We start from the raw sequence: 23,483 nt of genomic DNA, 5'->3' as shown, positions 1-23,483 counted from the left end.
GGATCAGACCGGCTGGCCGTCGAGATGGATGCGGTCGACTGCTTGCGGATAGAAGGCGATCAGCCCCTTGATCCTCGGCATCTCGGCGATCGGATCGCGGTAGCTCCAGGCGATGTCTTCCCTGAGGGAACCGTCCTTGAGCACGCCCGACCAATAGGAGGCGATGCCCTTGTAGGGACATCGGGTCCTCGTCAGCGAGGCCCTCAGCCGATCGAGCCGGACATCCTCCGGCGGCAGGTAGAAGCGCGTCGGCAGATGCGTTTCGAACAGCAGCACCGGACGGCGGCTGTCGGCAATCGGCTCACCGTCGAACCAGATCTCGACATGGCTGGAGCTCTGCAGCACGTCGATGCGCGCATAGGGATCGCGGGCATGGACGAAGACTTCTTCCTCCTCCTCGAACCATTGATCGACGAGGTTCCAGGTGAAGGCGATGCGGCCGGCGAGCGGCGCGAGATTCTCGTCGGGCGGAGCTATGAACGACCAGGCGGCATCGGCGGCGCGCCGGTCGCCCGCTTCGATATCCCAGTATTTCGTCTCGCCGCCGACCGGATGCTGCTGGCCTTGTTTCGAAGGCTTCAGCACCGACTGGTCGATCGCCGCCAGCGGAAAGAGATAGATCGGCAGGAAGTGGTTGGAGCGCAGCACCAGCACGTGACGGCTGTCGGCGATGACGCGGCCGCCGAATTTGACGCGGATGCGCTTGGGGCTGTGCAGGACGTTGATCAGCTGCGGCGCGGTCGCCTCGCGCGGCTGCAATCTCGGTGCGGCGGTCATGGCGGCTCTCCTCAGGACACGGCGCGCTGATTGGCGCGCTGCTCGGCGAAGCGATTGGCGGGACGGGCGAGGCCGAAGCGGTCGCGCAGCGTTCCGGGGGCGTATTCGGTCGGGAAGACGCCGCGGCGTTGCAGCTCCGGCACGACCTGCTCGGCGAAGTTGATCCAGTCTTCCGGCAGCAGCGGGAACATCAGGTTGAAGCCATCGGCGGCGCCCGCCTCGAACCAGTCCTGCAGCTGGTCGGCGATCTGCTTCGGCGTGCCGGCGACGGTCGGCACCGAGCCGCTGTTCGCCAGCTTGCGGGCGATTTCGCGCAGCGTCAGGTTCTGCGTCGCCCACTGCTTGACCCGATTGAGCGAGGTGCGCCCGCCATTGAAGGTGCTTTCGTCCGGAAGCTGCGGCAGCGGGCCGTCCGGCGGATAGGCCGAGAGATCGATGCCGCTCCAGCTCGACAGGAGATCGATGCCGACACGATCGGGGAGCAGCGTCTGCAAATATTCCTGCCTGTCGCGCGCCTCGGCCTCGGAAGCGGCGACGATCGGCAATATGCCGGGCAGGATCTTGAAGCTCTCCGGCTTCCTGCCGTATCGGGCGAGACGCTCGTTGATGTCCTCACGGTACCGGATGCCGTCTTCCCTGGTGCTATAGATGGCAAAATGGGCATCGGCATGGGCGGTGGCGAAGTTCTTGCCGTCCTCGGACGAGCCGGCCTGGACGATCAGCGGGTGGCCCTGCGGCGGCCGCGAGACGTTGAGCGGCCCGCGCACCTTGAAATGCGCGCCGCGATGGTCGAGCACATGGACCTTGTCCGGATCGGCGAAATAGCCGGTTTCCTTGTCGAACAGCAGGGCTTCGTCCTCCCAGCTGTCCCACAGCCCTTTGACGGTATCGAGGAATTCGGCGGCGCGCTGGTAGCGGAAGGCGTGCTCGATATTGCCGTCACGGCCGAAATTGCGCGCCTCCTCGTCCATGGCCGAGGTGACGACGTTCCACGATGCCCTGCCGCCGCTGATATGGTCGAGCGAGGCGAACAGGCGCGCCACGTTGTAGGGCTCGCTGTAGGAGCTCGAGGCGGTGGTGATAAGGCCGATATGTTTCGTCACGCTGGCCAGCGCCGACAGCAGCGTCAGCGGCTCGAGGCGGGCATTGGCGTAGTGGGCGACACCGCTCTTCACCGAATCCCAGATGGACACGTGGTCGGCGACGAAGATGGTGTCGATCCTGGCGCGTTCGGCGGCTTGGACCAACTCGCGATAGTAATCGAAGCCAAGCACTTCCCGGCCTGGCGCGCGTGGATGGCGCCACGACATGCGATGGTCGCCCTGCGGGTTGAAGAAGAACGCGCTGAGGATCAACTGATTTCGCGCCATGCTGGCCTCCTTGCAAATCGCTGGGAGACACGGGCGCCGCATTGGTCGGCGCGACCCGCGATCTCCAATCTCCAAAAGGCTAGATTGCGCTTGGCTTTAATTCGAGTAATTTTATAGAGATAATATACTATGCAAGCGGAAGCGATTGCCCTCGATTAGGGCACCGGCAGAAAGCGATTTCGAGGTCTTGATGTCCCCTTCGGTCCTGAATGTGGAGAAACTTTCCATCGCCTATGGCGGGAAAAGAGGATGGCAATCCGCCGTCGACGGCGTGTCGCTCGCAATAGGTCAGGGCGAAGCGTTGGGACTGGTCGGCGAATCCGGCTCGGGCAAGAGTTCGGTGGCCATGGCGATCCTGCGCTACCTGCCGGGCAACGCGCGAGTGGCGGCCTCGGCGCTGGAATTCCAGGGCCGGGAAATCGGCGGGCTTTCCGGCGAAGAACTGCGTGGCTTGAGGGGTGATCGTATCGCCGCCGTCTACCAGCATCCGGGCGCCGCGCTCAGTCCGGCCATGACGATCGGCCGGCAGATCGGCGAGACGATCATGCGCCATCGCCCGGTGCGCCACGAGGAAGCGCGCTGGCGCTCCGCCGAGTTGCTCCGGCGTGTGCGCGTCGCCAATCCCGAGCGAGTGCTCGATCTCTACCCGCATGAGCTTTCCGGCGGCATGCAGCAGCGCGCCAACATCGCCATCGCCATCGCGCTCGACCCGGCGCTGCTGGTGCTGGACGAGCCGACCACGGCGCTCGACGCAAGCGTGCAGTCGGAGGTCATCGCGATCCTCGACGACCTGCGCCGCGACCACAAAACCAGCATCCTCCTCATCAGCCACGACATCAACCTGATCCGCCGCTCCTGCGACCGCGTCGCGGTGATGCAGTCGGGCGCGGTGGTCGAGAGCGGCGGCGCCGCGGATGTCTTCGAGAACCCCACCCATGCCTATACCAAGGCGCTGATCGCCTCGATCCCGGCGCTCAATTTCACCAAGCGGGACGGCCGGCTGGCCGAGATCGGTACGACCGTTCGTGGTCGTACTGGGGCGATCCCCGCTCCTGCCGCTCCAAGAGACAGACAGGTCGCCATCGCGTGCAAGAACATCAGTCATTCCTTTGGCGACCAGGCGGTGCTGCACAAAGTCGAGCTCCGCATCGAGCAGGGCGAAACCTTCGGCCTAATCGGTGAATCCGGCTCCGGCAAATCGACGCTGGCGCGGATCGTCACCGGGCTGCAGACGCCCAGCCAAGGATCGGTCGAGCTGTTCGGCAGGACGGTGGCGCCACGCGCCGAGAAGCGGGCGCCAGGCGAACGGCGCGACGTGCAGATGGTCTTCCAGTCGCCCGACCGCACGCTCAATCCGCGCCACCGGATCGGGCGGATCATCAGCCGACCGCTGCGGCGGCTTGCCGGGCTTGGCCAGAGCGATGCGAAGAACCGCGTTGCCGAGCTTCTCCGCTCCGTCAGGCTGGCCGACACGACCGCCGAGCAGAAGCCACGCTCGCTTTCCGGCGGCCAGCGGCAAAGGGCGGCGATCGCTCGGGCCTTCGCCGGCGCGCCGAAAGTGGTGGTGCTGGACGAGCCGACCTCGGCGCTCGACGTCTCGGTTCAGGCCACGGTGCTCAACCTGCTCAACGATCTGCAGCGCGACAGGAACACGACCTATCTGTTCATCAGCCATGATCTCAGGGTGGTGCGCTACATGGCCGACAGGATCGGCGTGCTCTATCGCGGGCGGCTGGTGGAGACCGGCACGTCCGAACAGGTATTCCGCGGGCCCAACCACCCCTACACGAAGCTGCTTTTGGCAGAGTCGTCAGATGATTCGCCTGCGGTCTCCGTCCAGGCGGAGATTGCGGCCGAGATCAATTCGAACAGCGGGTGCGCATTCGCCGGCCGCTGTCCGTTGGCGCAGCCCGGTTGCCTGAGAGCGGAACCGCCCGCCACCGATGCGGGCGACGGCCATCTGATCGCCTGCTGGCGACACGGCGAATTGTCCTGAAGCGTCAGGGCCGCTGCGAAGCCGAGACGAGATCGGCCTTGCGCCGCGCCGTCTCCAGGCCGACCGCGATGAAGCGGCGCGCATGGCGGGCGAGCTCCATATTGTCGATCCACAGATTGCGCCAGATCGCCGTCTTCCGCGACAGGTTCTCGTCGACGATCTCCGAGGAGAAGGACTCGAAGCTGAGGTCGTCGCTGTAGCCGATCGCCGTCAGCGCATCGAAGATCGCGGCGAAATCGATGCTGCCGGTGCCGAGGAAGCCGCGATGGCTCTCGCCGATATGGACATAGCCGATCTTCTTCGCGGCGTGGCGGATGGCCAGCCCGACATCGGCCTCCTCAATGTTCATATGGAAAGTGTCGAGATGCAGGAAGATGTTGTCGGAGCCGGTGTCCTCGATGAAGGCCAACCCTTGCGCGGCGGTGTTGAGCAGGTTGCTCTCGAAGCGGTTGACGATTTCGAGATTGAGCGTGACCCCGGCAGCTTTGGCGGTCTCTGCAACCTTGGCAAGTGTTCCCGCGCTGCGGTTCCACTGGTCTCGCGTCGGTGCTTCGGTCTGCAGTCCATGACTGGTCGAGAGGATGCCGCCGACCTTTTGACCGCCGAGATCGCGCGTGAGGGCGACGGTGCGGTTCAAGATCTCGACGCCACGCGCGGCGACCGCCTTGTCGGGGCTGGAGATGTCGCCATCGGCCGGCAGGCCGATGCTGATCGCAACGCCCAGGCCGAGATCGGCGATGCTCTTGGCGAGCCTGCCGATATCGACATCGGCCGGATCGAGATAGGAGAACTCGATCAGGTCGAAGCCGGCTTCCTTGGTGTTGGCGAGCGTGCGTTCGAGATCCGCCTGCACCGAGCTCGCAGACCAGACGAAAGAGTGGATTCCAATGCGCGACATGATCATCTCCGTCCGATGAATGAGGCGCGGCCGGACCGATCCGGCCGCGCCAGCCTTGGGAGCAGGCTTTTTAGCGGGCCGCCGTCCAGCCCTTGTAGTCCTTCAGGTTCTCGGCGGTGATCAGCTTCGGATCGAGCAGCACGGTCGGCTCGGCCGGCTTTTTGCCGGCAAGCACATCCGCCGCCATCGTCAGCGACTGGCCGGCCATGACATAGGGATCCTGCGAAGCTGAAGCCTTGATCATCGAGGTGCCGGAGGCGAACTCCTTCTCGATGTCGGGGGCGCCGTCGACCGCGGTGATGATGAATTCCGAGCGATTGAGCTGCTTGGCGGCGAGCTGCGCGCCGATCGCCGTCGGATCGTTGATGGCGAACACCGCGTCGATCTTGTCGAAGCGGGTGAGCAGCGACTGGAACACTTTCAGGCCGCCGTCGCGCGAGCCTTCGGCGTTCTGGTCGTCAGACAGGACCTTGATGTCGGCATGATGCGCAAGCACGTTCTTGCAGCCCTTGACGCGCTCCAGGATCGAGGACGAGGCCGGACCGTTGAGGATGACGTAGTTGCCTTTGCCGCCGGTGTGGTCGACCAGATACTGGCAGGCCTCCTCGCCGGCCTTGACGTTGTTGGTCATCACGGTGACGTCGGCGCCCGGCGCCGAGACGTCGAAGGCGGCGACGACGATGCCGGCCGCCTGCGCCTTCTTGACCGCGGGCGCGATCGCCTTGGCATCGACGGCATTGAGCATGATGACATCGACGCCGGCGGCGATGAAGGAATCGATCTGCGAGACCTGCTTGTTGAGGTCGTAGTCTGCCGACACCGACGTCACCTCGACCTTCGGGTTGATCTTTTTGGCCGCGTCCTCGATGCCCTTGATGGTGGCGACGAAGAAGGGGTTGCCGAGCAGGCCGACCGAGATGCCGACCTTGTTGAGGTCCTTGGCCGATGCCGGCGCGACGGCGAGGGCCGCGAGGGCCGCGCCGCAGAGAAGTTTGGCGATGGTCTTCATTTACTTGCTTCCTCCGATTGCCCCGCGCCTCTCACGGTGCGTTACACACAATCCGGCTCATCTTGGCCGGCGACCAAGGTCATTCACGTTCTTGCTCCGGCCTGGAGCCGGTAACGGTCGAGGGCGACCGCCACGATGATGACCAAACCCTTGATGATGTACTGCCAGATGTCCGAGACACCGGCCAAAATGAGCCCGTTGGAAAGCACGGCGATGATCAGCCCGCCTATCAGCGTGCCCCAGATCGAGCCGACGCCGCCGACGAAGCTGGTGCCGCCGAGAATGACGGCGGCGATGGCGTCGAGCTCGTAGGACTGGCCGAGTTGCAGGCCGTTGGCGGCGTAGAGCCTGGCCGCCGACATGACGCCGCCGAGACCCGCGAGCAGGCCCGACACGCCATAGACGAAGAGCAGCACCAGCGGCACCTTGATGCCGGTGAGGCGCGCCGCCTCGGCATTGCCGCCCACGGCATAGATCCAGGTGCCGAGCACGGTGCGCTTGAGCACCAGCCAGGACAGCACCACCACCGTCAGCGCGATGATGACGAGCCACGGAATGCCGAACAGCGAGCCATTGCCGATGAAATCGAAAGGCAGGTCGGAATTGAACACCGTCGTGTCCTCGCCGAGCAGGCGGGCGACGCCGCGCACGGCGGTGAGCGAGCCCAGCGTGACGATGAAGGGCGGCAGCTTGATGTAGGCGACAAGCAGACCGTTGATGACGCCGAAGCCGAGGCCGAGCAGAATGGCGGCCGGAATGCCGAGCATGCCCCAGTCCGGCACCAGCGACACCAGCACCGCGACCATCGCCGAGGCGGCGAGGATCGAGCCGACGGAGAGGTCGATGCCGCCGGTGAGGATGACGAAGGTCATGCCGGCGGCGAGCACGATATTGATCGACGACTGCTGGCTGACGATGAGCAGGTTGGTGCCGGTAAGGAAGCGCGGGTTGATGAACTGGAAGCCCACGGCAAGCAGCACCAGAACCGGCAGCATGCCGAGCGCGGCGAAGGCCGTGCGCAGCCGCCGGCTCCTGACCACTGCCAGATCCGCCGATTTCGCCACCCGTGAGCTGTCGGTCATCTTGTCGGTCCTTCCTGGGCCGCTCCCGTCGCAAGTTCCATGATCTCTTCCTGACGCAGCGGTCTGCCCTCCGACGCCGTCACCTCGCCGACGATGGCGCCGTCGCGCATCACCAGCACGCGGTCGGCCACGCCGATCACTTCGGGCAGCTCGCTGGAGATCATCAGGATGGCGATGCCCCTGCCGGCAAGGCTGTCGATCAGCCGGTAGATCTCCGACTTGGCGCCGACGTCGACGCCGCGCGTCGGCTCGTCGAGGATGACGACCTTGGGCTCGGTCTCCAGAAGGCGGGCAAGCAGCACCTTCTGCTGGTTGCCGCCCGACAGCGAGCCGGCATTGGCCTGCGCCGAGCGCGTGCGGATCGAGAGGTCCGCAATAGCCTTTGCCGCGCGCCTGTCGGCAGCGGTGAAGTCGCGAAAACCGCCGGCGCGCGCGTCCTTCGCAAGCACGCCCATATTGATGTTGTCCGCGATCGACATGTCGAGGAACAGGCCGAGCTCCTTGCGGTCCTCGGTGAGGTAGGCAATGCCGGCCTCCAGCGCCTCGCGCGGCGAAGCAATGGCAATCGGCTTGCCGTCGAGTTCCAACTCGCCCGCACTGCGGCGGTCGGCGCCGAAGATCAACCGGGCAAGCTCGGTGCGGCCGGAACCGACCAGCCCCGCCAGCGCCAGGACTTCGCCGTGGTGAAGATCGAACGAGCAGTCCTTCAGCAATCCGCCGTCCGACATGCCGCGCACCGACAGCGCCACACGGCGCTGGCTGTCCGGCGGCCGGTGATCCTTCTTGTAGAAGGCCGAGAGATCGCGGCCGACCATCATCGAGACCAGGCGCGAGGCGTTGAGGTCGGCGCGCTCGAGGGTGCCGACATAGCCGCTGTCGCGCAATACGCTGACCCGATCGGCGAGCTGGTAGACCTCTTCCATGCGATGGCTGATGTAGATGATGGCGATGCCCTGCGCCTTCAGCGTCGCGATCACTTCGAACAGGCGGTCGGTTTCGCGCGAGGTCAGCGAGGTGGTCGGCTCGTCCATGACGATGATACGGGCACTGGTCGACAGAGCGCGGGCGATCTCGACCAGCTGGCGCTCGCCAAGCGACAGGCTGGAGACCAGGGCGCGCGCCGAAAAAGAAACGCCGAGCCGCTCGACGATTTCCCTGGCGCGGCGGTTGCACTGGTCGCGATCGACAATGCCGAACCTGCGCGGTTCGTTGCCGAGGAAGATGTTCTGCGCCACCGTCAGGTTCGGCGCCAGCGAAAGTTCCTGGTAAATGACGGCGATGCCCTGGGCGCGGGCCTTGATCGGATCGCCGGTGGCGACCGGCGTGCCGTCGATCAGGATCTCGCCGCCGGCATCCGGCCGATAGGCGCCGGACAGCACCTTCATCAGCGTCGATTTGCCGGCGCCGTTCTCGCCCATCAGCGCATGCAGCTCACCGGCATTGACGGTGAGCGATACGTCCTGCAGGGCGCGGACGGGACCGAAGGTCTTGGAGATGTGGCGCATCTCCAGCACCGGCCTTTGCGGCGCCTCGACATGGGCGGCGGCGCTCATTGCGCAGCTCCTTCCGCCGCGCCGGCTATTTGGCGCCCGGCAATGAGGCCGCGCCAGTCGTCGCGGTAGCGGTCCAGACCCTTGAAGTCCGCGGCGCGTACCGGCTCCGGAGTCTCGGCGGCGAACTCGCAGCCAACGCTCTCGAAGGCAAGCGCGGCCGCGCCCGTGGCGCTGCCTTCCAGCGTGGCGCCCTGCATGAAGGGTTGGCCCGACCGCAGCGCGGCCAGGAGGGCGGCAAGCAGACCGCCGGCGTTCAGCCCGCCATCGACGATGACGGTGTTGCTTGAACGGATCAGATCGAGCGACAGATCGATCATCAATGCCACGTAGAGCAGTGCCACGGCCGCGCGCTCCTCGCCATCGGAAACCCGTCCGACGATTTCGCCCGTCCACCCCGACAGCGGTCCGCCCGGGGCAAAGCTCGGCAGGGCCATGGTGCCGGCGTCGATCGCGCGCTGTATCGAGGCCGGCGCGATCGAGCCCTGCCAATTGCCGCTGATTGCTGCGAATTCGCGCCCGCCCATGAAGCGGATCGTGGGCACCGGGCCGCCGTCGACATCGACATTGACCAGCATGTCGCGTTCGCGGTCGAGCGCCTCGAGCGGGCAGTCCGGATTGAGCACGATCACCCAGGTGCCCGTCGACACCACAGTGACTGGTCCGAGATCCTGCCGCCGATAGGCGTGAAGCGCGGCGTTGCTGTCATGGACGCCGTTGTGAATAGCGACCGGCTTGCCGGTCCGGCCAAGGCGCCGCTCGCCGGTCACGGCGCCGGCGCGCGCGAAGGCGGGCATTTGACCACGCCAGCCCTCGGCGTCGACCAGCGAGGAGAAGTCGCGCTTGCGCGGCGCCCACAGATGCGAATGGCAGCCGAGATAGGAGACCTCCGAAACGGCGCGCCCGCCGAAGCGCCAGCTCCAATATTGCGGATAGCCGAGGATCGCCTTCGCCGCCGAGAAGGCGCCGGGCTCCACTTCCTTCAGCCACAACATGTGGCGGCCATAGTTGAAGCCGAGCGGCAGGCGCGGCGAGAAGGTCTCGGCGAAATCGGGAATGCGGCGATCGATCCGCGCGGCGATATCGGCCGGCGGCTCCTGCTCATAGTCGAGGATCGGATGCGTCAGCGCCGTATCGTCGACCAGCGCGAAGGTGCAGCCATGGCCGGACACCACCAGACCTCCGATGCCGTGGGCATCGGCGGCTTCGTCGACGGCTTCCAGCGCCCAGTCATGCAGCGCCGCTTCATCAAGCACACTAATGCCGCCCTTACGTATCCAGTCGGGTTTCGTGCGCCGTTCGTCGACGATGCGCCCGTCCTGGCCGAAGACGAACAGCTTCGAGTTGGTCTTGCCGAAATCGAGCACCGCCATCTTCACTGGACGGCTCCCGAAGGCGAGGCGATACGCACGGTGACGCCGGCATCTTCCAGCATGCGCGCATCGGCGTCGGAAAGGCCGTCATCGGTCACCAGCGTGCCGATGCGCGACAGCGGCAGCGCGACGCTGCGGGCATGGATCGACAGCTTGCGGCTGTCGGCCAGCACCACGATCTGGTCGGCGCAGAGACTGAGATCGACGATCGAGCGCACCAGCAGCGGATGCGATTCCAGCACGCCCTCATGGCCGAGGCCCTGCGCGCCGAGAAAGAACTTCGAGGCATAGAAGGGCGTGGCCTGAGTGAGCGAATGGATGATGCCGGGTTCGCGGTGCAGATCGCCGCCGGCGATGGTCAGGCTGCAATGGCCATGGTCGCTGAGATAGGCAGCGAGCGGCATGGAATTGGTGAAGAGCCGGATGTTGCGGTCGGCGAGCTTGACCCCGAGATGGAAGCAGGTCGAGCCGCCATGGACGATGACCGCATCACCGTCGCGCACCATGGTGGCGGCGACAGCGGCGATCTGCCGTTTGGCATCGACCGCCAGATCTCGGTTCTCGTCATAGGGCCTGGCATAGGCGATGCCGGCTTGCGAGGCGCCATCGAGCGCCGAGATGCCGCCATAGACCTTCCTGGCCTCGCCAGCCTCGTCGATCTTGTCGATGTCGCGCCTGACCGTCGCCGCCGAGACGCCGAGCCGCTCCTGCAGCTCGCGCACCGAGGCGAACGGCCGGTCCCGCAACAGCTCGACGATCTGACGCTGGCGGCCGGAGTCGCTCAATTTTTTCCTCCCGACAATGCCATTTGCACGGCAATTGGTGCAACTTACTCAACATCGGGCGGATTGCAAGCCAGTTTTGATGATAGTAGATCACAGTTGACGTAGATCGCTCGCATCTGCGATATCATCGCCAATCATTCTCCCGTGACGGGAGATCGTGCGAGACCGACCGAGCCGTTGGAGGAAGATCGCCATGGCGACCACAGTTGATGCGCAGGAGCTGGCTGCCTTGCGAGCGCTTTCGGCCGCCATCGGCGCCGATCCGCACCTGACCCAGGCAGCCGGCGGCAACACATCGCTGAAGGCAGGCGACACACTGTGGATCAAGGCCTCCGGCACATGGCTGAAGGACGCGCTGACCGACGACATCATGGTGCCGGTGGCGATGGATCCGCTCATCGAGGCGGTGAAACAACGCGATCCGAGCGCCGACAAGCCACAGGCCTTCGCCATCGATGCCCTCAATCCGCGCGGCTTGCGGCCGTCGATCGAGACCACCGTGCATGCGCTGATGCCGCAACGGGTGGTGCTGCATGTCCACTGCGTCGAGACGATCTCACTTGCCGTCCAGGCCGATTGCGAGGCCGAGGCCGGGCGGCGTCTTCAGGGGATCGCGTGGGCGTATGTTCCCTATCGCCGGCCTGGCCTGCCCCTTGCCCAGGGCATTGCCGAGCGCCTCCGGCCGGGGGTCGACGTGCTAATCCTCGGCAATCACGGCCTGGTCGTCGCGGCGGAGACCGTGGCCGAGGCGGAGCGTCTGCTGCATCGGGTAAGATCGCTCCTGGCCCGCCCGGCGCGGCAGACAGCGGCCCCGGATATCGCGGCGCTGACGGCGCTTGCCGACAGCAGCGGCTATCGATTGCCGGCGGATGTCGAGGCGCATGCGGTGGCGCTCGACCCGGACAGCTGCCGCATCGCAGAAGCCGGCAGCCTCTATCCGGATCATGTCATCTTCCTTGGCCGGGGCTCCGTGGTGGCAAGGCCCGGCGAACAGGTTGCCGACGTCGTCGCGCGGCTGGGCGCAAATCCCGTCGCGGTGCTCTTTCCGGGCGCCGGCGTGCTGATGCGCGGCGACGCCAGCTCCGGCGCTGACGCCATGCAGCGCTGCCTCGCCGACGTGACCGCGCGGATCGACATCACGGCGCGATTGAACTATCTCACCGCCGCCGAGAATGACGAGCTGGTCAACTGGGATGCCGAGCAGTATCGCCAGAAACTCAACGCCGCGGGTTAGGTGAATGGTGCCGCTTGCAGTAGGCATCGACATCGGCACGTCCGGGTCGCGCGCCGTCGCGATGCGTCCGGACTTCTCCATCGCCGCGAGCGCCGCCATGCCGCTCGAACGCTTCGGCGCGAACGGCCGCGATCCCGCTGTCTGGCGGGCCGCGGTCGAGGCGACGCTGCGGGAGCTCTTCTCACAAATCGACCGCGGAGCGGTGCGGACAATCGCGGTGGACGGCACGTCCGGCACCCTGCTGCCGATCGACGGCGCCGGACGGCCGCTGGCCGAGCCGCTGATGTACAACGACAAGGTTCCGGATGCGACCATCATCGCTACGATCGACGGCGCGGCGCCGGAAGCAAGCGCCGCGCATGGGGCGACATCCGGACTCGCCAAGGCGCTCTGGTTCCAGCGCCTGCCTGACATCCATGCCGTGCTGCACCAGGCCGACTGGATCTCCGGACAATTCTCCGGCCGCTTCGACGTCAGCGACGAGAACAACAGCCTGAAGACCGGCTACGACGCCGAGGCATGCCGCTGGCCGGAGTGGATCGCGGCGACCGGCATGCGCATGGAGCTTCTGCCTGCCGTCGTCAGGCCAGGCAGCGTGACCGCCAGGCTCACGGCAGCGGCCGCCGGCCTGTTCGGCCTGCCGCGCGACGTCGTGGTGGTTGCCGGCACCACGGATGGCTGTGCCTCGTTCCTGGCGACGGGCGCTGTGGCCGCCGGCGACGGCGTGACCGCGCTCGGATCGTCGCTGACCATCAAGATCCTATCCGACCGGCCGATCTTCGCGCCGCGCTATGGCATCTACAGCCACCGGCTTGGCGACGCCTGGCTGGCGGGCGGCGCATCGAACACCGGTGGCAAGGTGCTCGCGCAGCATTTTTCGCTTGCCCGCATCATCGAGCTCAGCGCGGCGATCGATCCCGCGACGGAGACCGGCCTCGACTATTATCCGCTCGGCTCGCCTGGCGAGCGCTTTCCCATTGCCGATCCGGCGCTGCAGCCGCGGCTGTTGCCCCGACCACAATCCGACGCCGACCATCTGAAGGCGATGCTGGAAGGGATCGCCGCCATCGAGGCGCTGGGCTACCGGAGGCTTGCCGAACTCGGCGCGCCACCGCTGACATCGGTGCGCAGCGTCGGCGGCGGCGCCGCCAATGCCGCCTGGACCGCGATCCGGCAACGAAAGCTCGGCGTCGAATTTCGGCCTGCGCTGTCAGACGAGGCAGCGGCGGGCACGGCACGGCTGGCCCTCAAGGGTGCAAGCGAAGCGGGGCTGCTGTGAGCGCGAAGCACGCCATTCATCTCGACGGGGTCGCAGCGCTCGCCGAACGCTACGACGTGTTCCTGCTCGACCAGTTCGGCGTGCTGCATGACGGGCAGCAGCCTTACCCTGGCGCGGTCGAAGCCCTGTCGGCGCTGAAGCGGGCCGGCAAAACGGTGGCGCTGATCTCGAACTCCGGCAAGCGGGCGGAGCCCAATGAGAGGCGGCTGCTTAAGCTTGGTTTCGAGGCGGGAAGCTGGGACCATTTCGTCTCATCCGGCGAAGTGGCCTGGCGCATTTTCACGGACATGGTGCGCGAAGGCACGCTGCGGGCCGGCACAAGATGCCTGCTGATCAGCCGCGACGGCGACCGCTCGGCGATCGAGGGCCTGCCGCTTGTTTTGACCGAGCGCGGCGACGACGCCGAACTGGTGCTGATCGCGGCCAGCGAAGGCGACCGCTACGACCTCGATCACTACCGAAGACTTCTCGGCCCGGCGGCGGCACGGCAGGTGCCGTGCTTCTGCACCAATCCGGATCGGATCATGCTGACCGCGGTCGGACCGCGCTTCGGCGCCGGCGAGATCGCCGACCTTTACGAACGCCTCGGCGGCAGCGTCACCCGTATCGGCAAACCCTATCCGGCGATCTACGAAGCGGCGCTCGCGCTTGCGGGAAATCCGGATCGTCACGACGTGGTCTGTGTCGGCGACAGCGTCGAGCACGACATCGCCGGCGGCCAAGCCGCCGGCGTGGCGACCGCGCTGGTTCTGTCCGGGATATTGGTCGACAGCGGCGACCCTGCCGGGCTTCTCGACGAATTCAACGCGCATGCGGATTACATGCTGGACGCGTTTCGATGGCGTTGACTATTCGATCCTGCTGCCGCTCTTTGGATCGAACAGATGCAGCGCCGCAGGGTCGGCGGCCAGCCGAATGATGTCGCCCGGCCTGACGTTGCTGCGGCCCATGACGAAGACGCATATCTGCTGGTTGGCCAGCCTGACATAGAACTGCGTCGACAGGCCGAGCGGCTCGACTACTTCGACCTCGGCCTTGAGCGCGCCATCGTCGACCAGCTTGATGTGCTCAGGCCGCAGGCCAATGGTGAGCGCATCGCCGTCCTTGAGCGGCAGGCCATCCGGCAGCCGCAGCTTCTGGCCGTCGGCGAGCACGGCATCGACCTTGCCGCCCTTGGCGACCTTGGCCGGCAAGAAATTCATGCCGGGCGAGCCGATGAAGCCGGCGACGAAGGTGTTGGCCGGCCGGTCGTAAAGCTCGAGCGGGCGGCCAACCTGCTGCACATAACCGTCATGCATGACGACGATGCGGTCGGCCATAGTCATGGCCTCGATCTGGTCGTGCGTGACATAGACGGACGTGGTCTTGAGCTGCTGATGCAGCGCCTTGATCTCGGCGCGCATATGGACGCGCAGCTTGGCGTCGAGATTGGAAAGCGGCTCGTCGAACAGGAACACCTTCGGGTCGCGCACGATGGCGCGGCCCATGGCGACGCGCTGGCGCTGGCCGCCGGAGAGCTGGCGCGGCAGGCGGCCGAGATAGGAGTCGAGGCCGAGCCGCTTGGCGGCGGCGCCGACGCGGCTGTCGATCGTCGTCTTCTCAGCCTTCTTCAGCATCAGGCTGAAGCCCATGTTCGAGGACACGTCCATATGCGGATAGAGCGCGTAGGACTGGAACACCATGGCAATGTCGCGGTCCTTGGGCGCGACATCGTTGACCAGCCGCTCGCCGATATGGATCTCGCCTCCAGTGACCTCTTCGAGGCCAGCGATCATGCGCAGCAGCGTGGACTTGCCGCAGCCGGACGGGCCGACCAGCACGACGAACTCGCCGTCGGCGATCTCCAGATCGACGCCATGCAGGATGCGCAGCGAGCCGTAATCCTTCTCGACGTTTTGCAGGGTGACGGAAGCCATCTTTTATCCTTTGACCGCGCCAGCGGTAAGGCCGGTGACGAGATAACGTTGCAGGAAAGCGAAGAAGACGCAGACCGGGATCAGCGCCAGGATGGAGGCCGCCATCATCTGCCCCCAGTCGACGGCGAACTTGCCGATGAAGGTGAGCAGGCCGACGGCAAAGGTCTTCTGCTCGTCGCTGGAGATCAGCATCAGCGCGAACAGCAATTCGCTCCAGGCGGCGGTGAAGACGAAGCCGAGCGTGGCGCCCATGCCGGGCAAGGTCAGCGGCACGATCACCCGGCGCATCGCCTGGGCGCGGGTGCAGCCGTCGATCATCGCCGCTTCCTCGAGATCCTTCGGGATACCGTCGAAAAAGGACTGCATCAGGAAGGTGGCGAAGGCCGTGTTGAAGGCGGTGTAGATGATGATCAGGCCGATCAGGCTGTTGGTGAGACCCAGATCGCCCATGATGCGGTAGATAGGCGGGATGACCATGACAAGCGGGAAGGTCTGGGTGAGCAGCAACAGGATCGCCAAAGTCGCCTTCCCGCGGAAGGTGAAGCGCGACATGGCGTAACCGGCAAGCGTGGCGATGACGGTGACGAACGCGGCCGTCGACACCGAGACGATGACGCTGTTGAGGAAATAGCGCGGGAAGTCGGAGGCCTCGAGCACGGTGGCGAAATTCTTTAGCGTCGTCTCCGACGGCCAGAAGGTGATGCCTTCGGAATAGAGCAGGCGCTCGGGCGTCACTGAAATCTTCAGCGTCCAAAAGATCGGGAACAGCGCGAAGATCACGTAAGCGGCGATGGCCGCGTAGAGGCCGATGCCGCCCAAGAAGCGCGAGGAGGTGGAGCGACCGGCGATCATCAGACGTGCCTCACCAGTGTGCGGCGGATGGCGATCAGCCCGATGGCGTAGACGATCAGCAGCACCAGAAGCAGCACCGCCATCGCAGAGGCGTAGCCTTTGTCGAGCGACTTGAAGGCGCTGACATAGATGTAGACCGGCACCGTGCTTGTCGAGCCCGCCGGACCGCCTTCGGTCATGACGAAGATCAAATCGGCGAAGGTGGCGATCCAGATGGTGCGCAGCATGACCGTGATGACGATGGTGGGCGCCAGGAAGGGCAGCGTCACCTTGGTGAAGCGCTGCCAGGGCGAAGCGCCGTCGATGGCCGCGGCCTCATGCAGTTCGGACGGGATCGACTTCAGCGCGGCGAGCAGCGTGATGGCAAAGAAGGGGATGCCGAACCAGATGTTGGCAACGATCGGCCCCCACATGGCGGTGGCGGGGTCGGAGAGCACGTTGGTCGGTTCGGCCTTGAGGCCGAGCGCGAAGAGCCAATGCGGCAGCGGCCCGATGATCGGGTTGAACAGCCACGCCCAGGTGAGGCCCGAGAGAAAGGACGGCACCGCCCAGGGCAGGAAGACGACAGCCTGCACGACCTTGCGGCCGTAGAATGGCTTGTCGAGCAGCAGCGCCAGGCCCAGGCCAAGGAAGAATTGGAAGAACAGGCTGGCGACGGTCCACCAAAGCGTGTTGATCAGCGCCTGGCCGAGCACCTGGTCGGAGAACATAGCCTGGTACTGGGCAAGGCCGATATATTGCGACTTGAAGGCCGAGAATTTGCGGAAGGAATAGCTGATGCCGATGATCAATGGCACCAACAGCACCAGAACCAGCAGGACAATAGCCGGCGAAAGATAGAGCCATGGCTCGATCGCGGCCTTGCCCAGCCGTCGCTTGCGCGGCCGGGCCGCGGATCGGATTTCGGACACTGCGTAGGTCATGCGGTGCTCGCGTTGGGGATTGAGGGCCGGCGATGGCGACAGCGCCCTTCTCCCCGTTCACGGGGAGAAGATGCCGGCAGGCAGATGAGGGGCGGCGCCAACCTTTCAGAACTCGGCGCTGCCCCTCATCCGTCACTTCGTGACACCTTCTCCCCGTAGAACGGGGAGAAGGAAAAAGAGGCGCGAATCTGCGAAATGCTGGCGCTGCCCCTCATCCGGCCCTACCGGGCCACCTTCTCCCCGTGAAACGGGGAGAAGGAAGAACCTGAGCTTACTTCTTGTTCTTGGCCAGCCAGTCCTGCTGCTCCTTGGTCAGGAACTTGGCCCACTCGTCGGCCACGTCCTTGGCCGGTTTCTGGCCGAGCAGAACTTCCTGGAAGTTCTTGATCGCCACCTGGTCGACGAAGTTGCCGAGATTTTCCAGATGCGTCGGCGGCGTCACCATTTCATATTTGGAGCTGTCGCTGAGCTCGGTGAACCAGCCCTTGAACTGCTCGGTCTTGAAATGCGCGTCCTGGTCGGCGCCATTGTGGATCGGCACAACGCCGACTTCCTTGGCCCATTCCAGATTGTCCTTGGACGACAGAAGCGTCGCCATCAGCTTCCAGGCCTCGTCCTTGTGCTGCGAGTTGGCGAACATCGCCCAGCCGGCATAGCCAAGCGTCGGATAGGATTTGCCGCTCGGGCCTACGGGAAGCGGCGCCACCGCGAAGTCGTCGGCGCTCATCTTGTCGGCGATGCCGAGCAGCGCGTCGGGATCCTGGTTGAGCATGGCGCAGGTGCCGGAATAGAAGCCTGTCACCGTTTCGTTGAAGCCCCAGCTCACGGCATCCTTCGGCGCCAGGCCGTTCTTGTACATGTCGGCCAGCATCTGCAGGCCTTTCACCGAGCCTTCATCATTGATGGTCGAGACACCGTCCTCGGTGAAATAGCCACCCTTGCCGTCGGCGATGTTCATGAACATGTGCATGCCGTTGAAGGCGCCGGGGCCGCCGCGCAGGCAGTAGCCATATTTGCCGGGGATGGCCGAGATCTTCTTGGAGAAGTCGACGAACTCGTCCAGCGTTGCCGGCGGACGATCGAGGCCGGCTTCCTTGAACAGCTTCTTGTTCCAGAACAGCGCGTTCACATAATAGCCGTAGGGGATCATGAACTGGGTGTTGTTGACGGTCGAGCCGAACTGCTTGGCGCGGTCACCCAGCGTCTTGGCGTCGTCCCACTTGGCCATATAGGGGCCGAGATCCTCGAGCTGGCCGTTGTTGGCGTAGAGGCCCATCCAGCGTTCCGGCATCTCGACGACGTCGGGCGTGTCGCCGGCCTGCACCATGGTGAGGAATTTTTCGAAGGCCTGGCCCCAGGGCAGCGAGACCACCTCCACCTTGATGCCTGGATTGGCGCTCTCGAATTCGGCGATCTGCTTCTTCAGAAATTCGGTGCGCGGCGGGCTGGTGATGACCTCGACCAGCTTGATGGTGGTGTCGGCCAGCGCGCCGCTGGCGGAGATCGCCAGGCCGGCGACGGCGGCAAGCATGAAGGTCAGTCTTTTCATGTTCAGGACTCCCATTTTGAACACTCGTTATTTTTTTGACTTGTCGAAGGCCTGGGCAATGTCGGCCCAGAGGTCTTCGACATTTTCCAATCCGACATTGAAGCGGATGGTTCGGGGGCTGACGCCGAAGCGCGCCATCGAATTGATGCCCGGCGTCTGCTCGAGCGAGGCCTTTGCCGGCACGACCAGGCTTTCGTGGCCGCCCCAGCTGACGCCGATGCGGAAATATTTCAGCGCATCGACGAAGGCCGGGATGTCGACATCCTCGGTGGCCTCGAAGGAGAACAGGCCGGCATAGCCGGCTAAGGTCTTCTTGCCGGGATGGTTGGAATAGGCGGGGTGGTTGACGCGCTCGACCTTGCCATGCGCCTTCAGCCGCTCGGCGAGGATGAGCCCACTCTTCATGTGATGCGGAAGGCGAAGCGGCAGCGTGCGCAGGCCGCGCAGCAAGAGCCAGCCTTCGAAGGGCGACAGCTTGCCGCCAAGCTGCGAATAGGTCTGCTCGTTGATGTGCTTGATGTGGGCGGCCGAGCCCGCCACCACGCCGGCGACGGTGTCGCTGTGGCCGCTCAGATATTTCGAGGCCGAATGCAGCACCAGGTCGACGCCATGAGAGATCGGCTTCTGGAAGACGGGCGTCGCCCAGGAATTGTCTATCGTAGTGACAATGCCCTGCTCCTTCGCCAGCCGCGTCAGATGCTCGAGATCCTGCAGCTCGAACATCATCGAGGTCGGGCTTTCGAGATAGAGCAGCTTGGCGCCGGGAAGCGCGGCCGCAACCGCGTCGGGATCCGAGCCGTCGACATAGTCGACCTTGATGTTCAAACGCGGAAACAGGCGTTCGAACAGCCGGTAGGCATCGCCGTAGCAGTTGCGCACGGCGACCAAGCGCTCTCCGGCGCCGACGAAGGCGAGCACCGTGGCGCTGATGGCCGCCATGCCGCTGGAGAAACCGCGCGCGGCTTCGGCGCCTTCGAGCGCCGCGACACGCGCCTCGAACTCCATCACCGTCGGATTGTCGCCGCGCGAATAGATCGGCTGCTTTCTTCTGCCAGCAAAAGTGTCGGCCATGTCTGCGTAGCTGGCGAAGGTGAAGAGCGAGGTCTGGTAGATCGGCGGCACCACCGCGCCGCCGGGGAACGGATCATCATGCGCAAGCAGCGTCGCCGCCTCGCCGAGATAGTCGCTGGCCAGGGAGGCCGGGTCGAAAGTGTTGGGCTGCTCGTTCATCTGCGGTCCGAAAGTTTGAGGTTGGCGGCGCCGCGCTTCAGATCGTCCTCGACGGTGGCGATGAGCTTCAGCGCCTCGGCGCGGGCACCGTCGGGGTCATGCGCGGCGATGCGCTCGAAAATGGTGCGGTGATAGGGAAAGCTGGCATGGCCGAAATCGCGCACGCCGAGCGGATGTTCCCAGAAGCGGTGGAACATCTCGTACATGGCGGCGATGATCTGCTCGAAGAGCGGATTGCCGGAGGCACGGAAGACCGACTGGTGGAACTCCCAATCCTCGTCCGAGGACATGCCGGCGCGAGTCTGGAACGCCTCCTCCATGAGGTCGAGCTTGCGCTCGATCTCGGCGAGCTCGGCCTTGCGGGCACGAATGGCGCAAAGGGCGGCCGCCTCCGCCTCCAGCGCTCGGCGGATTTCCAGCGTCGCCATCAGCCCGGCGAAATCATTGCCGCCGGCGAGCGTCAGCGGCATGTGCAGCATGTCGGGCGAGACGGCGGCCTTGAGATAGGTGCCCGAGCCCTGCCGCCGTTCGACAAGGCCCAGCCCTTCCCAGCGCGTCAGCGCCTCGCGCACCGTGTTGCGGCTCACCTTGAGGCGTTCGGCGAGGATGCGCTCGGTCGGCAGTTTTTCGCCCGGGCCCAGAGCCTCCTGCCGCACGAACCCCGCCAACGCCTTCAGCACCGCGTCATCGCGGGCCGTCGTCTGGATCGGGGGCAAAAGATCGGTCAAGCCGGCTGCGCCTAAAGTGGTTCAATGGTCCAACCAATTTCTGCACAGACCGAAAGATGAGTCAACGGTCGAAATTACGCCGGGCCGACGACGCGGATTTCGCCATTCGGCCCTGAGGTATTAGGCGCGGATCCGCGCAGACGCGGCAGCCGCGCGCTCCCGGCGCCAACGAGCGAACATCTCCTCGCGGACCCGCCTCGAACCCGAAAGCCGCGCTTTCGCCTCCGCCAGGACAGCCGGTGAGGCCTCGGCCGGCGTGCCGGAGCGGAAGGGTGGTACCGGCGCGTATTCGAGCGAGAGCTGCACGATCTCGGCTTCGGCTTGGCCAAGCAACCTTGCGACCAGTGCCAGGCCGAAATCGATGCCTGAGGTGACGCCGCCGGCGGTGATCAGCTTGCCGTCCTCGACGATCCGCGCATCGACCGGGATCGCGCCGAATTCTTCCAGGAAATCATGCGCATACCAGTGCGTGGTGGCGCGTTTGCCCCTGAGCAGCCCGGCTGCGCCAAGCACCAGGGCGCCGCTGCATACCGAGGTGATGTAGCGCGCCTCAGCCGCGCGCTCCCAGACGAAATCCAGAACCGCCTTATCCTCGAGCAGCGCGTTGAGGCCGCCGCCACCTGGAATGCACAGCACGTCGAGCGGCGGACAATCGTCGAAGGTAGCAGTCGGCGTAAGTGAAAGACGCGTCGAGGACGTCACCGGATTGCGATCCTTCCAGATCAGTTCCACCTCGGCGCCCTTGACGGTCGCCATGACCTCATAAGGCCCAGTGAGGTCGAGTTGCTGGACGTTGGGGAAGACGAGAATGCCGAAACGAAGGCTCATGGAAATCTCCACAGTTTGACTTGGGGCAGGTTGACTTCGGGCAATCTACGGCATCATGCTTTGGCCCGATCGCCAATCATCCCTCGTTTCAGGCCAGCCATGCGCCGCATCGAAATCCTCGCCTATCCCGACATCCAGCTCCTCGATGTCAGCGGACCGCTTCAGGTTTTCGCCAGCGCCAACGACTTCAGGACGCAGGCCGGCGAAGCGCCGGCCTATGACGTCGTGGTCGTCGCCGCTTCGCCACGGATCAGGACATCGTCCGGTCTGGTGGTTGAGGCAGCGGCGTTGCCGGCGCACGGAACCACAATCGACACGGTGATCGTGCCCGGCGGCTGGGGCGTCAACGCGGCCTGCGAGGATGCCGAGCTGGTCCAGTGGATCATCGGCCGCTCGCGCGATGCGACGCGAACCGCCTCCGTCTGCAGCGGCGCCATGCTGCTGGCCGAGGCTGGCCTGCTCGACGGCCGGCGTGCGGTGACCCATTGGGCTCGCTGCGCGGAGTTCGCCCGACGCTTTCCGGCGGTTCGGCTCGATCCCGACCCGATCTTCATTCGCGACGGCAATGTCTGGACCTCGGCCGGCGTGACGGCCGGCATCGACCTCGCACTGTCCTTCGTCGAGGCCGATCTTGGCCGGCGCATGGCGCTGGCGGTGGCGCGCGAGCTGGTCGTCTTCCTCAAGCGTCCCGGCGGCCAGGCGCAGTTCAGCCAGACCTTAAAGCTGCAGCAAGGCGACGGGCGCTTCGACCGGCTGCATGGCTGGATCCTCGACAATCTCAGCGCCGATCTCTCGCTGGAGCAATTGGCCGACCGCGCCAATATGAGCCGGCGCAGTTTCTCGCGGCGCTATCAGGAGGCGACCGGCCGCACACCCGCCCGCGCCGTCGAGGAGATCCGGATCGAAGCGGCGCGGCGGATGCTGGAGCGGGGACAAACGGTCGGCCAGACGGCGCGGCGTTGCGGCTTCGGCTCGGAAGAAACGATGCGGCGCGGCTTCCTACGTGTCCTTGGCACCAACCCGCGCGACTACCGCGAGCGCTTCTGATCGCGACCGCTCGCGCCATGAAGCCGGGCTGAGCGAGGTAACGCGCCGGAACTCGCGGTTGAAGTTCGATTTGGTCTGGAAGCCGGATTCGAGCATCGCCGCAGTCACCGACATGTCGGTTTCGCTGAGCAGCCTGCAAGCTTCAGCAATGCGGAAATCATTGATGAACTGAGAGACGTTCTTGCCGGCCAGCCGATTGACCGCGCCCGATATCTGGCGGGCGGGCACGCCGGCGCGGCGGGCCAGCCGCGACAAGGTGAGATTTTCATCGCGCGCCAGTTTCCGGTCGGCCAGGAGGGTGCGTATCCTGTCGAGAACCTCACGATCCTGCGCCGCTGTCGATGGTGTTTCGAGCTCCTCGGCGGCATCGGATTGAGGCTGCGCGCGCGCAGCGGCGATGGCAGTCAGCCCGATGAGAAAAAGGCCAAGAAAGTTCGCATTGCTGACGATGAAGGCCGCGTTCTCGCCTCTGCTCCATTCAAAATCCATCAATATGGCGAGATCGAAGAAGGCAGAGACACAAAGCGCCAGGGCGGCGATGACGAGCGCACGGTGCGCAGCGACGGCGCCATCAAGCCGCGCCTCGTCCAGCGCATCGGGACCGGCGCGGCCCAGATCGAGCACGGCCAAGGCATAACCGACGAAGATCACGATCATGGCGGCGTCGATCAGCGCCGGCGCGAACAGCACCAGGGCAAGCATCAGGACAGGCGGGGCGGCATGAAGCCAGCGGACGCTGTCAGCGTCGGCGGCGCTGCGGTGGATCAGACTGCGAAACCCGGCAAACACGATGGGCGGAAGGCCGCTCGCAACCACCGGCAGCACGTAGCGCAGCGCTGTCATGCCATAGCCCCAGCGCAGACCGAGAAGCACCGACTGCAGGATGCAAAGGCCGATCAGGGCGAGAAACGGCCGGCTCGGCTGCTCAGCATGCAGCATCCGGATAAGCAGGACCAGCAGCAACAGGGCGACGACGAAGGGAAGCGGAACGAAAATCACGGGCAGTCTCAAAAGCAGTCGGGTGCATTGATAATGGCCCGGATCACGATTGAGAACG

General features: G+C 65.2%; 21 protein-coding genes. 5 read left to right on the top strand and 16 right to left on the bottom strand.

The genetic code is table 11. The features are described 5' to 3' along the window. Positions 1–3: 3 nt before the first annotated feature. Both EJ068_RS18445 and EJ068_RS18440 read right to left on the bottom strand, forming a co-directional pair. Positions 4–777, bottom strand: a complete 774-nt coding sequence (locus EJ068_RS18445) for a DUF427 domain-containing protein (RefSeq protein ID WP_127249347.1) — start codon at positions 775–777, stop codon at positions 4–6. 11 nt (positions 778–788) lie between these two features. Next, positions 789–2,147: an LLM class flavin-dependent oxidoreductase gene (locus tag EJ068_RS18440; protein WP_127249346.1), complete on the bottom strand. Its 1,359-nt coding sequence runs from the start codon at positions 2,145–2,147 to the stop codon at positions 789–791. Positions 2,148–2,337: 190 nt separating this feature from the next. On the opposite strand from EJ068_RS18440, the gene EJ068_RS18435 reads away from it, so the two are divergent. Continuing rightward, positions 2,338–4,143 (top strand): ABC transporter ATP-binding protein, encoded by a 1,806-nt coding sequence (locus EJ068_RS18435; protein WP_127385985.1) that lies wholly within the window; start codon positions 2,338–2,340, stop codon positions 4,141–4,143. A gap of 4 nt (positions 4,144–4,147) precedes the next feature. Here the strand turns inward: EJ068_RS18435 and EJ068_RS18430 are convergent, their stop codons facing one another. From EJ068_RS18430 to EJ068_RS18405, 6 genes are all read right to left on the bottom strand, one after another. Beyond that, positions 4,148–5,041, bottom strand: a complete 894-nt coding sequence (locus EJ068_RS18430) for a sugar phosphate isomerase/epimerase (RefSeq protein WP_127249344.1) — start codon at positions 5,039–5,041, stop codon at positions 4,148–4,150. 70 nt (positions 5,042–5,111) lie between these two features. Continuing rightward, entirely contained in the window at positions 5,112–6,050 is a 939-nt protein-coding gene (locus EJ068_RS18425; RefSeq protein WP_127249343.1) for an ABC transporter substrate-binding protein, read from the bottom strand. An 83-nt stretch (positions 6,051–6,133) separates the two neighbouring features. Next, positions 6,134–7,132: a ribose ABC transporter permease gene (locus EJ068_RS18420; protein WP_127385984.1), complete on the bottom strand. Its 999-nt coding sequence runs from the start codon at positions 7,130–7,132 to the stop codon at positions 6,134–6,136. Continuing rightward, positions 7,129–8,685: a sugar ABC transporter ATP-binding protein gene (locus tag EJ068_RS18415; RefSeq protein WP_127252379.1), complete on the bottom strand. Its 1,557-nt coding sequence runs from the start codon at positions 8,683–8,685 to the stop codon at positions 7,129–7,131. Before EJ068_RS18415 ends, EJ068_RS18420 begins: the two co-directional genes overlap by 4 nt. Next, positions 8,682–10,061, bottom strand: coding sequence for a carbohydrate kinase (locus EJ068_RS18410; RefSeq protein WP_127252377.1), 1,380 nt, complete (start codon positions 10,059–10,061; stop codon positions 8,682–8,684). Before EJ068_RS18410 ends, EJ068_RS18415 begins: the two co-directional genes overlap by 4 nt. Next, entirely contained in the window at positions 10,058–10,840 is a 783-nt protein-coding gene (locus EJ068_RS18405; protein WP_127252375.1) for a DeoR/GlpR family DNA-binding transcription regulator, read from the bottom strand. Before EJ068_RS18405 ends, EJ068_RS18410 begins: the two co-directional genes overlap by 4 nt. 193 nt (positions 10,841–11,033) lie before the next feature. On the opposite strand from EJ068_RS18405, the gene EJ068_RS18400 reads away from it, so the two are divergent. Genes EJ068_RS18400 through EJ068_RS18390 form a run of 3 tightly spaced genes read left to right on the top strand, consistent with a single transcriptional unit; the run spans position 11,034 to position 14,201 of the window. After that, complete coding sequence (locus EJ068_RS18400; protein ID WP_127252373.1) at positions 11,034–12,074, top strand: class II aldolase/adducin family protein; 1,041 nt, start codon at positions 11,034–11,036, stop codon at positions 12,072–12,074. A gap of 4 nt (positions 12,075–12,078) precedes the next feature. Continuing rightward, a complete protein-coding gene (locus EJ068_RS18395) occupies positions 12,079–13,353 on the top strand; it encodes an FGGY-family carbohydrate kinase (RefSeq protein ID WP_127252371.1) in 1,275 nt (424 codons plus the stop codon). Further along, positions 13,350–14,201 (top strand): TIGR01459 family HAD-type hydrolase, encoded by an 852-nt coding sequence (locus EJ068_RS18390; RefSeq protein ID WP_127252369.1) that lies wholly within the window; start codon positions 13,350–13,352, stop codon positions 14,199–14,201. The genes EJ068_RS18395 and EJ068_RS18390 overlap by 4 nt, the downstream gene beginning before the upstream one ends. On the opposite strand, the gene ugpC is transcribed toward EJ068_RS18390, so the two are convergent. The 7 genes from ugpC to EJ068_RS18355 form a co-directional block, all read right to left on the bottom strand. Continuing rightward, on the bottom strand, positions 14,202–15,269 hold the full coding sequence (gene ugpC / locus EJ068_RS18385) for a sn-glycerol-3-phosphate ABC transporter ATP-binding protein UgpC (RefSeq protein WP_127252367.1): 1,068 nt from the start codon (positions 15,267–15,269) through the stop codon (positions 14,202–14,204). It abuts the gene before it with no gap. A 3-nt stretch (positions 15,270–15,272) separates the two neighbouring features. Then, positions 15,273–16,121, bottom strand: a complete 849-nt coding sequence (locus EJ068_RS18380) for a carbohydrate ABC transporter permease (RefSeq protein WP_127252365.1) — start codon at positions 16,119–16,121, stop codon at positions 15,273–15,275. Continuing rightward, positions 16,121–17,044: a sugar ABC transporter permease gene (locus tag EJ068_RS18375; RefSeq protein ID WP_127252363.1), complete on the bottom strand. Its 924-nt coding sequence runs from the start codon at positions 17,042–17,044 to the stop codon at positions 16,121–16,123. The genes EJ068_RS18380 and EJ068_RS18375 overlap by 1 nt, the downstream gene beginning before the upstream one ends. Positions 17,045–17,315: 271 nt before the next feature. Then, on the bottom strand, positions 17,316–18,593 hold the full coding sequence (locus EJ068_RS18370; protein ID WP_127252361.1) for a sugar ABC transporter substrate-binding protein: 1,278 nt from the start codon (positions 18,591–18,593) through the stop codon (positions 17,316–17,318). 27 nt (positions 18,594–18,620) lie between these two features. After that, entirely contained in the window at positions 18,621–19,823 is a 1,203-nt protein-coding gene (locus tag EJ068_RS18365; protein WP_127252359.1) for a PLP-dependent transferase, read from the bottom strand. Continuing rightward, on the bottom strand, positions 19,820–20,551 hold the full coding sequence (locus EJ068_RS18360; protein WP_127252357.1) for a FadR/GntR family transcriptional regulator: 732 nt from the start codon (positions 20,549–20,551) through the stop codon (positions 19,820–19,822). Before EJ068_RS18360 ends, EJ068_RS18365 begins: the two co-directional genes overlap by 4 nt. A 120-nt stretch (positions 20,552–20,671) precedes the next feature. Then, a complete protein-coding gene (locus EJ068_RS18355) occupies positions 20,672–21,379 on the bottom strand; it encodes a DJ-1/PfpI family protein (protein WP_127252355.1) in 708 nt (235 codons plus the stop codon). A gap of 99 nt (positions 21,380–21,478) precedes the next feature. Between EJ068_RS18355 and EJ068_RS18350 the strand changes: the two genes are divergently transcribed. Further along, complete coding sequence (locus EJ068_RS18350; protein ID WP_128314574.1) at positions 21,479–22,426, top strand: GlxA family transcriptional regulator; 948 nt, start codon at positions 21,479–21,481, stop codon at positions 22,424–22,426. Here EJ068_RS18350 and EJ068_RS18345 read toward each other — a convergent pair. Beyond that, a complete protein-coding gene (locus EJ068_RS18345) occupies positions 22,379–23,425 on the bottom strand; it encodes an AraC family transcriptional regulator (RefSeq protein ID WP_127385983.1) in 1,047 nt (348 codons plus the stop codon). The two genes, EJ068_RS18350 and EJ068_RS18345, sit on opposite strands and share 48 nt — an antisense overlap. Positions 23,426–23,483 lie beyond the last annotated feature (58 nt).

Origin of the sequence: Mesorhizobium sp. M2A.F.Ca.ET.043.02.1.1 (assembly GCF_003952405.1) — a bacterium.
GTDB lineage: Bacteria > Pseudomonadota > Alphaproteobacteria > Rhizobiales > Rhizobiaceae > Mesorhizobium.
The sequence above is the reverse complement of the archived record's forward strand: the minus strand, read 5'-3'. Positions and strand labels throughout refer to the sequence as shown.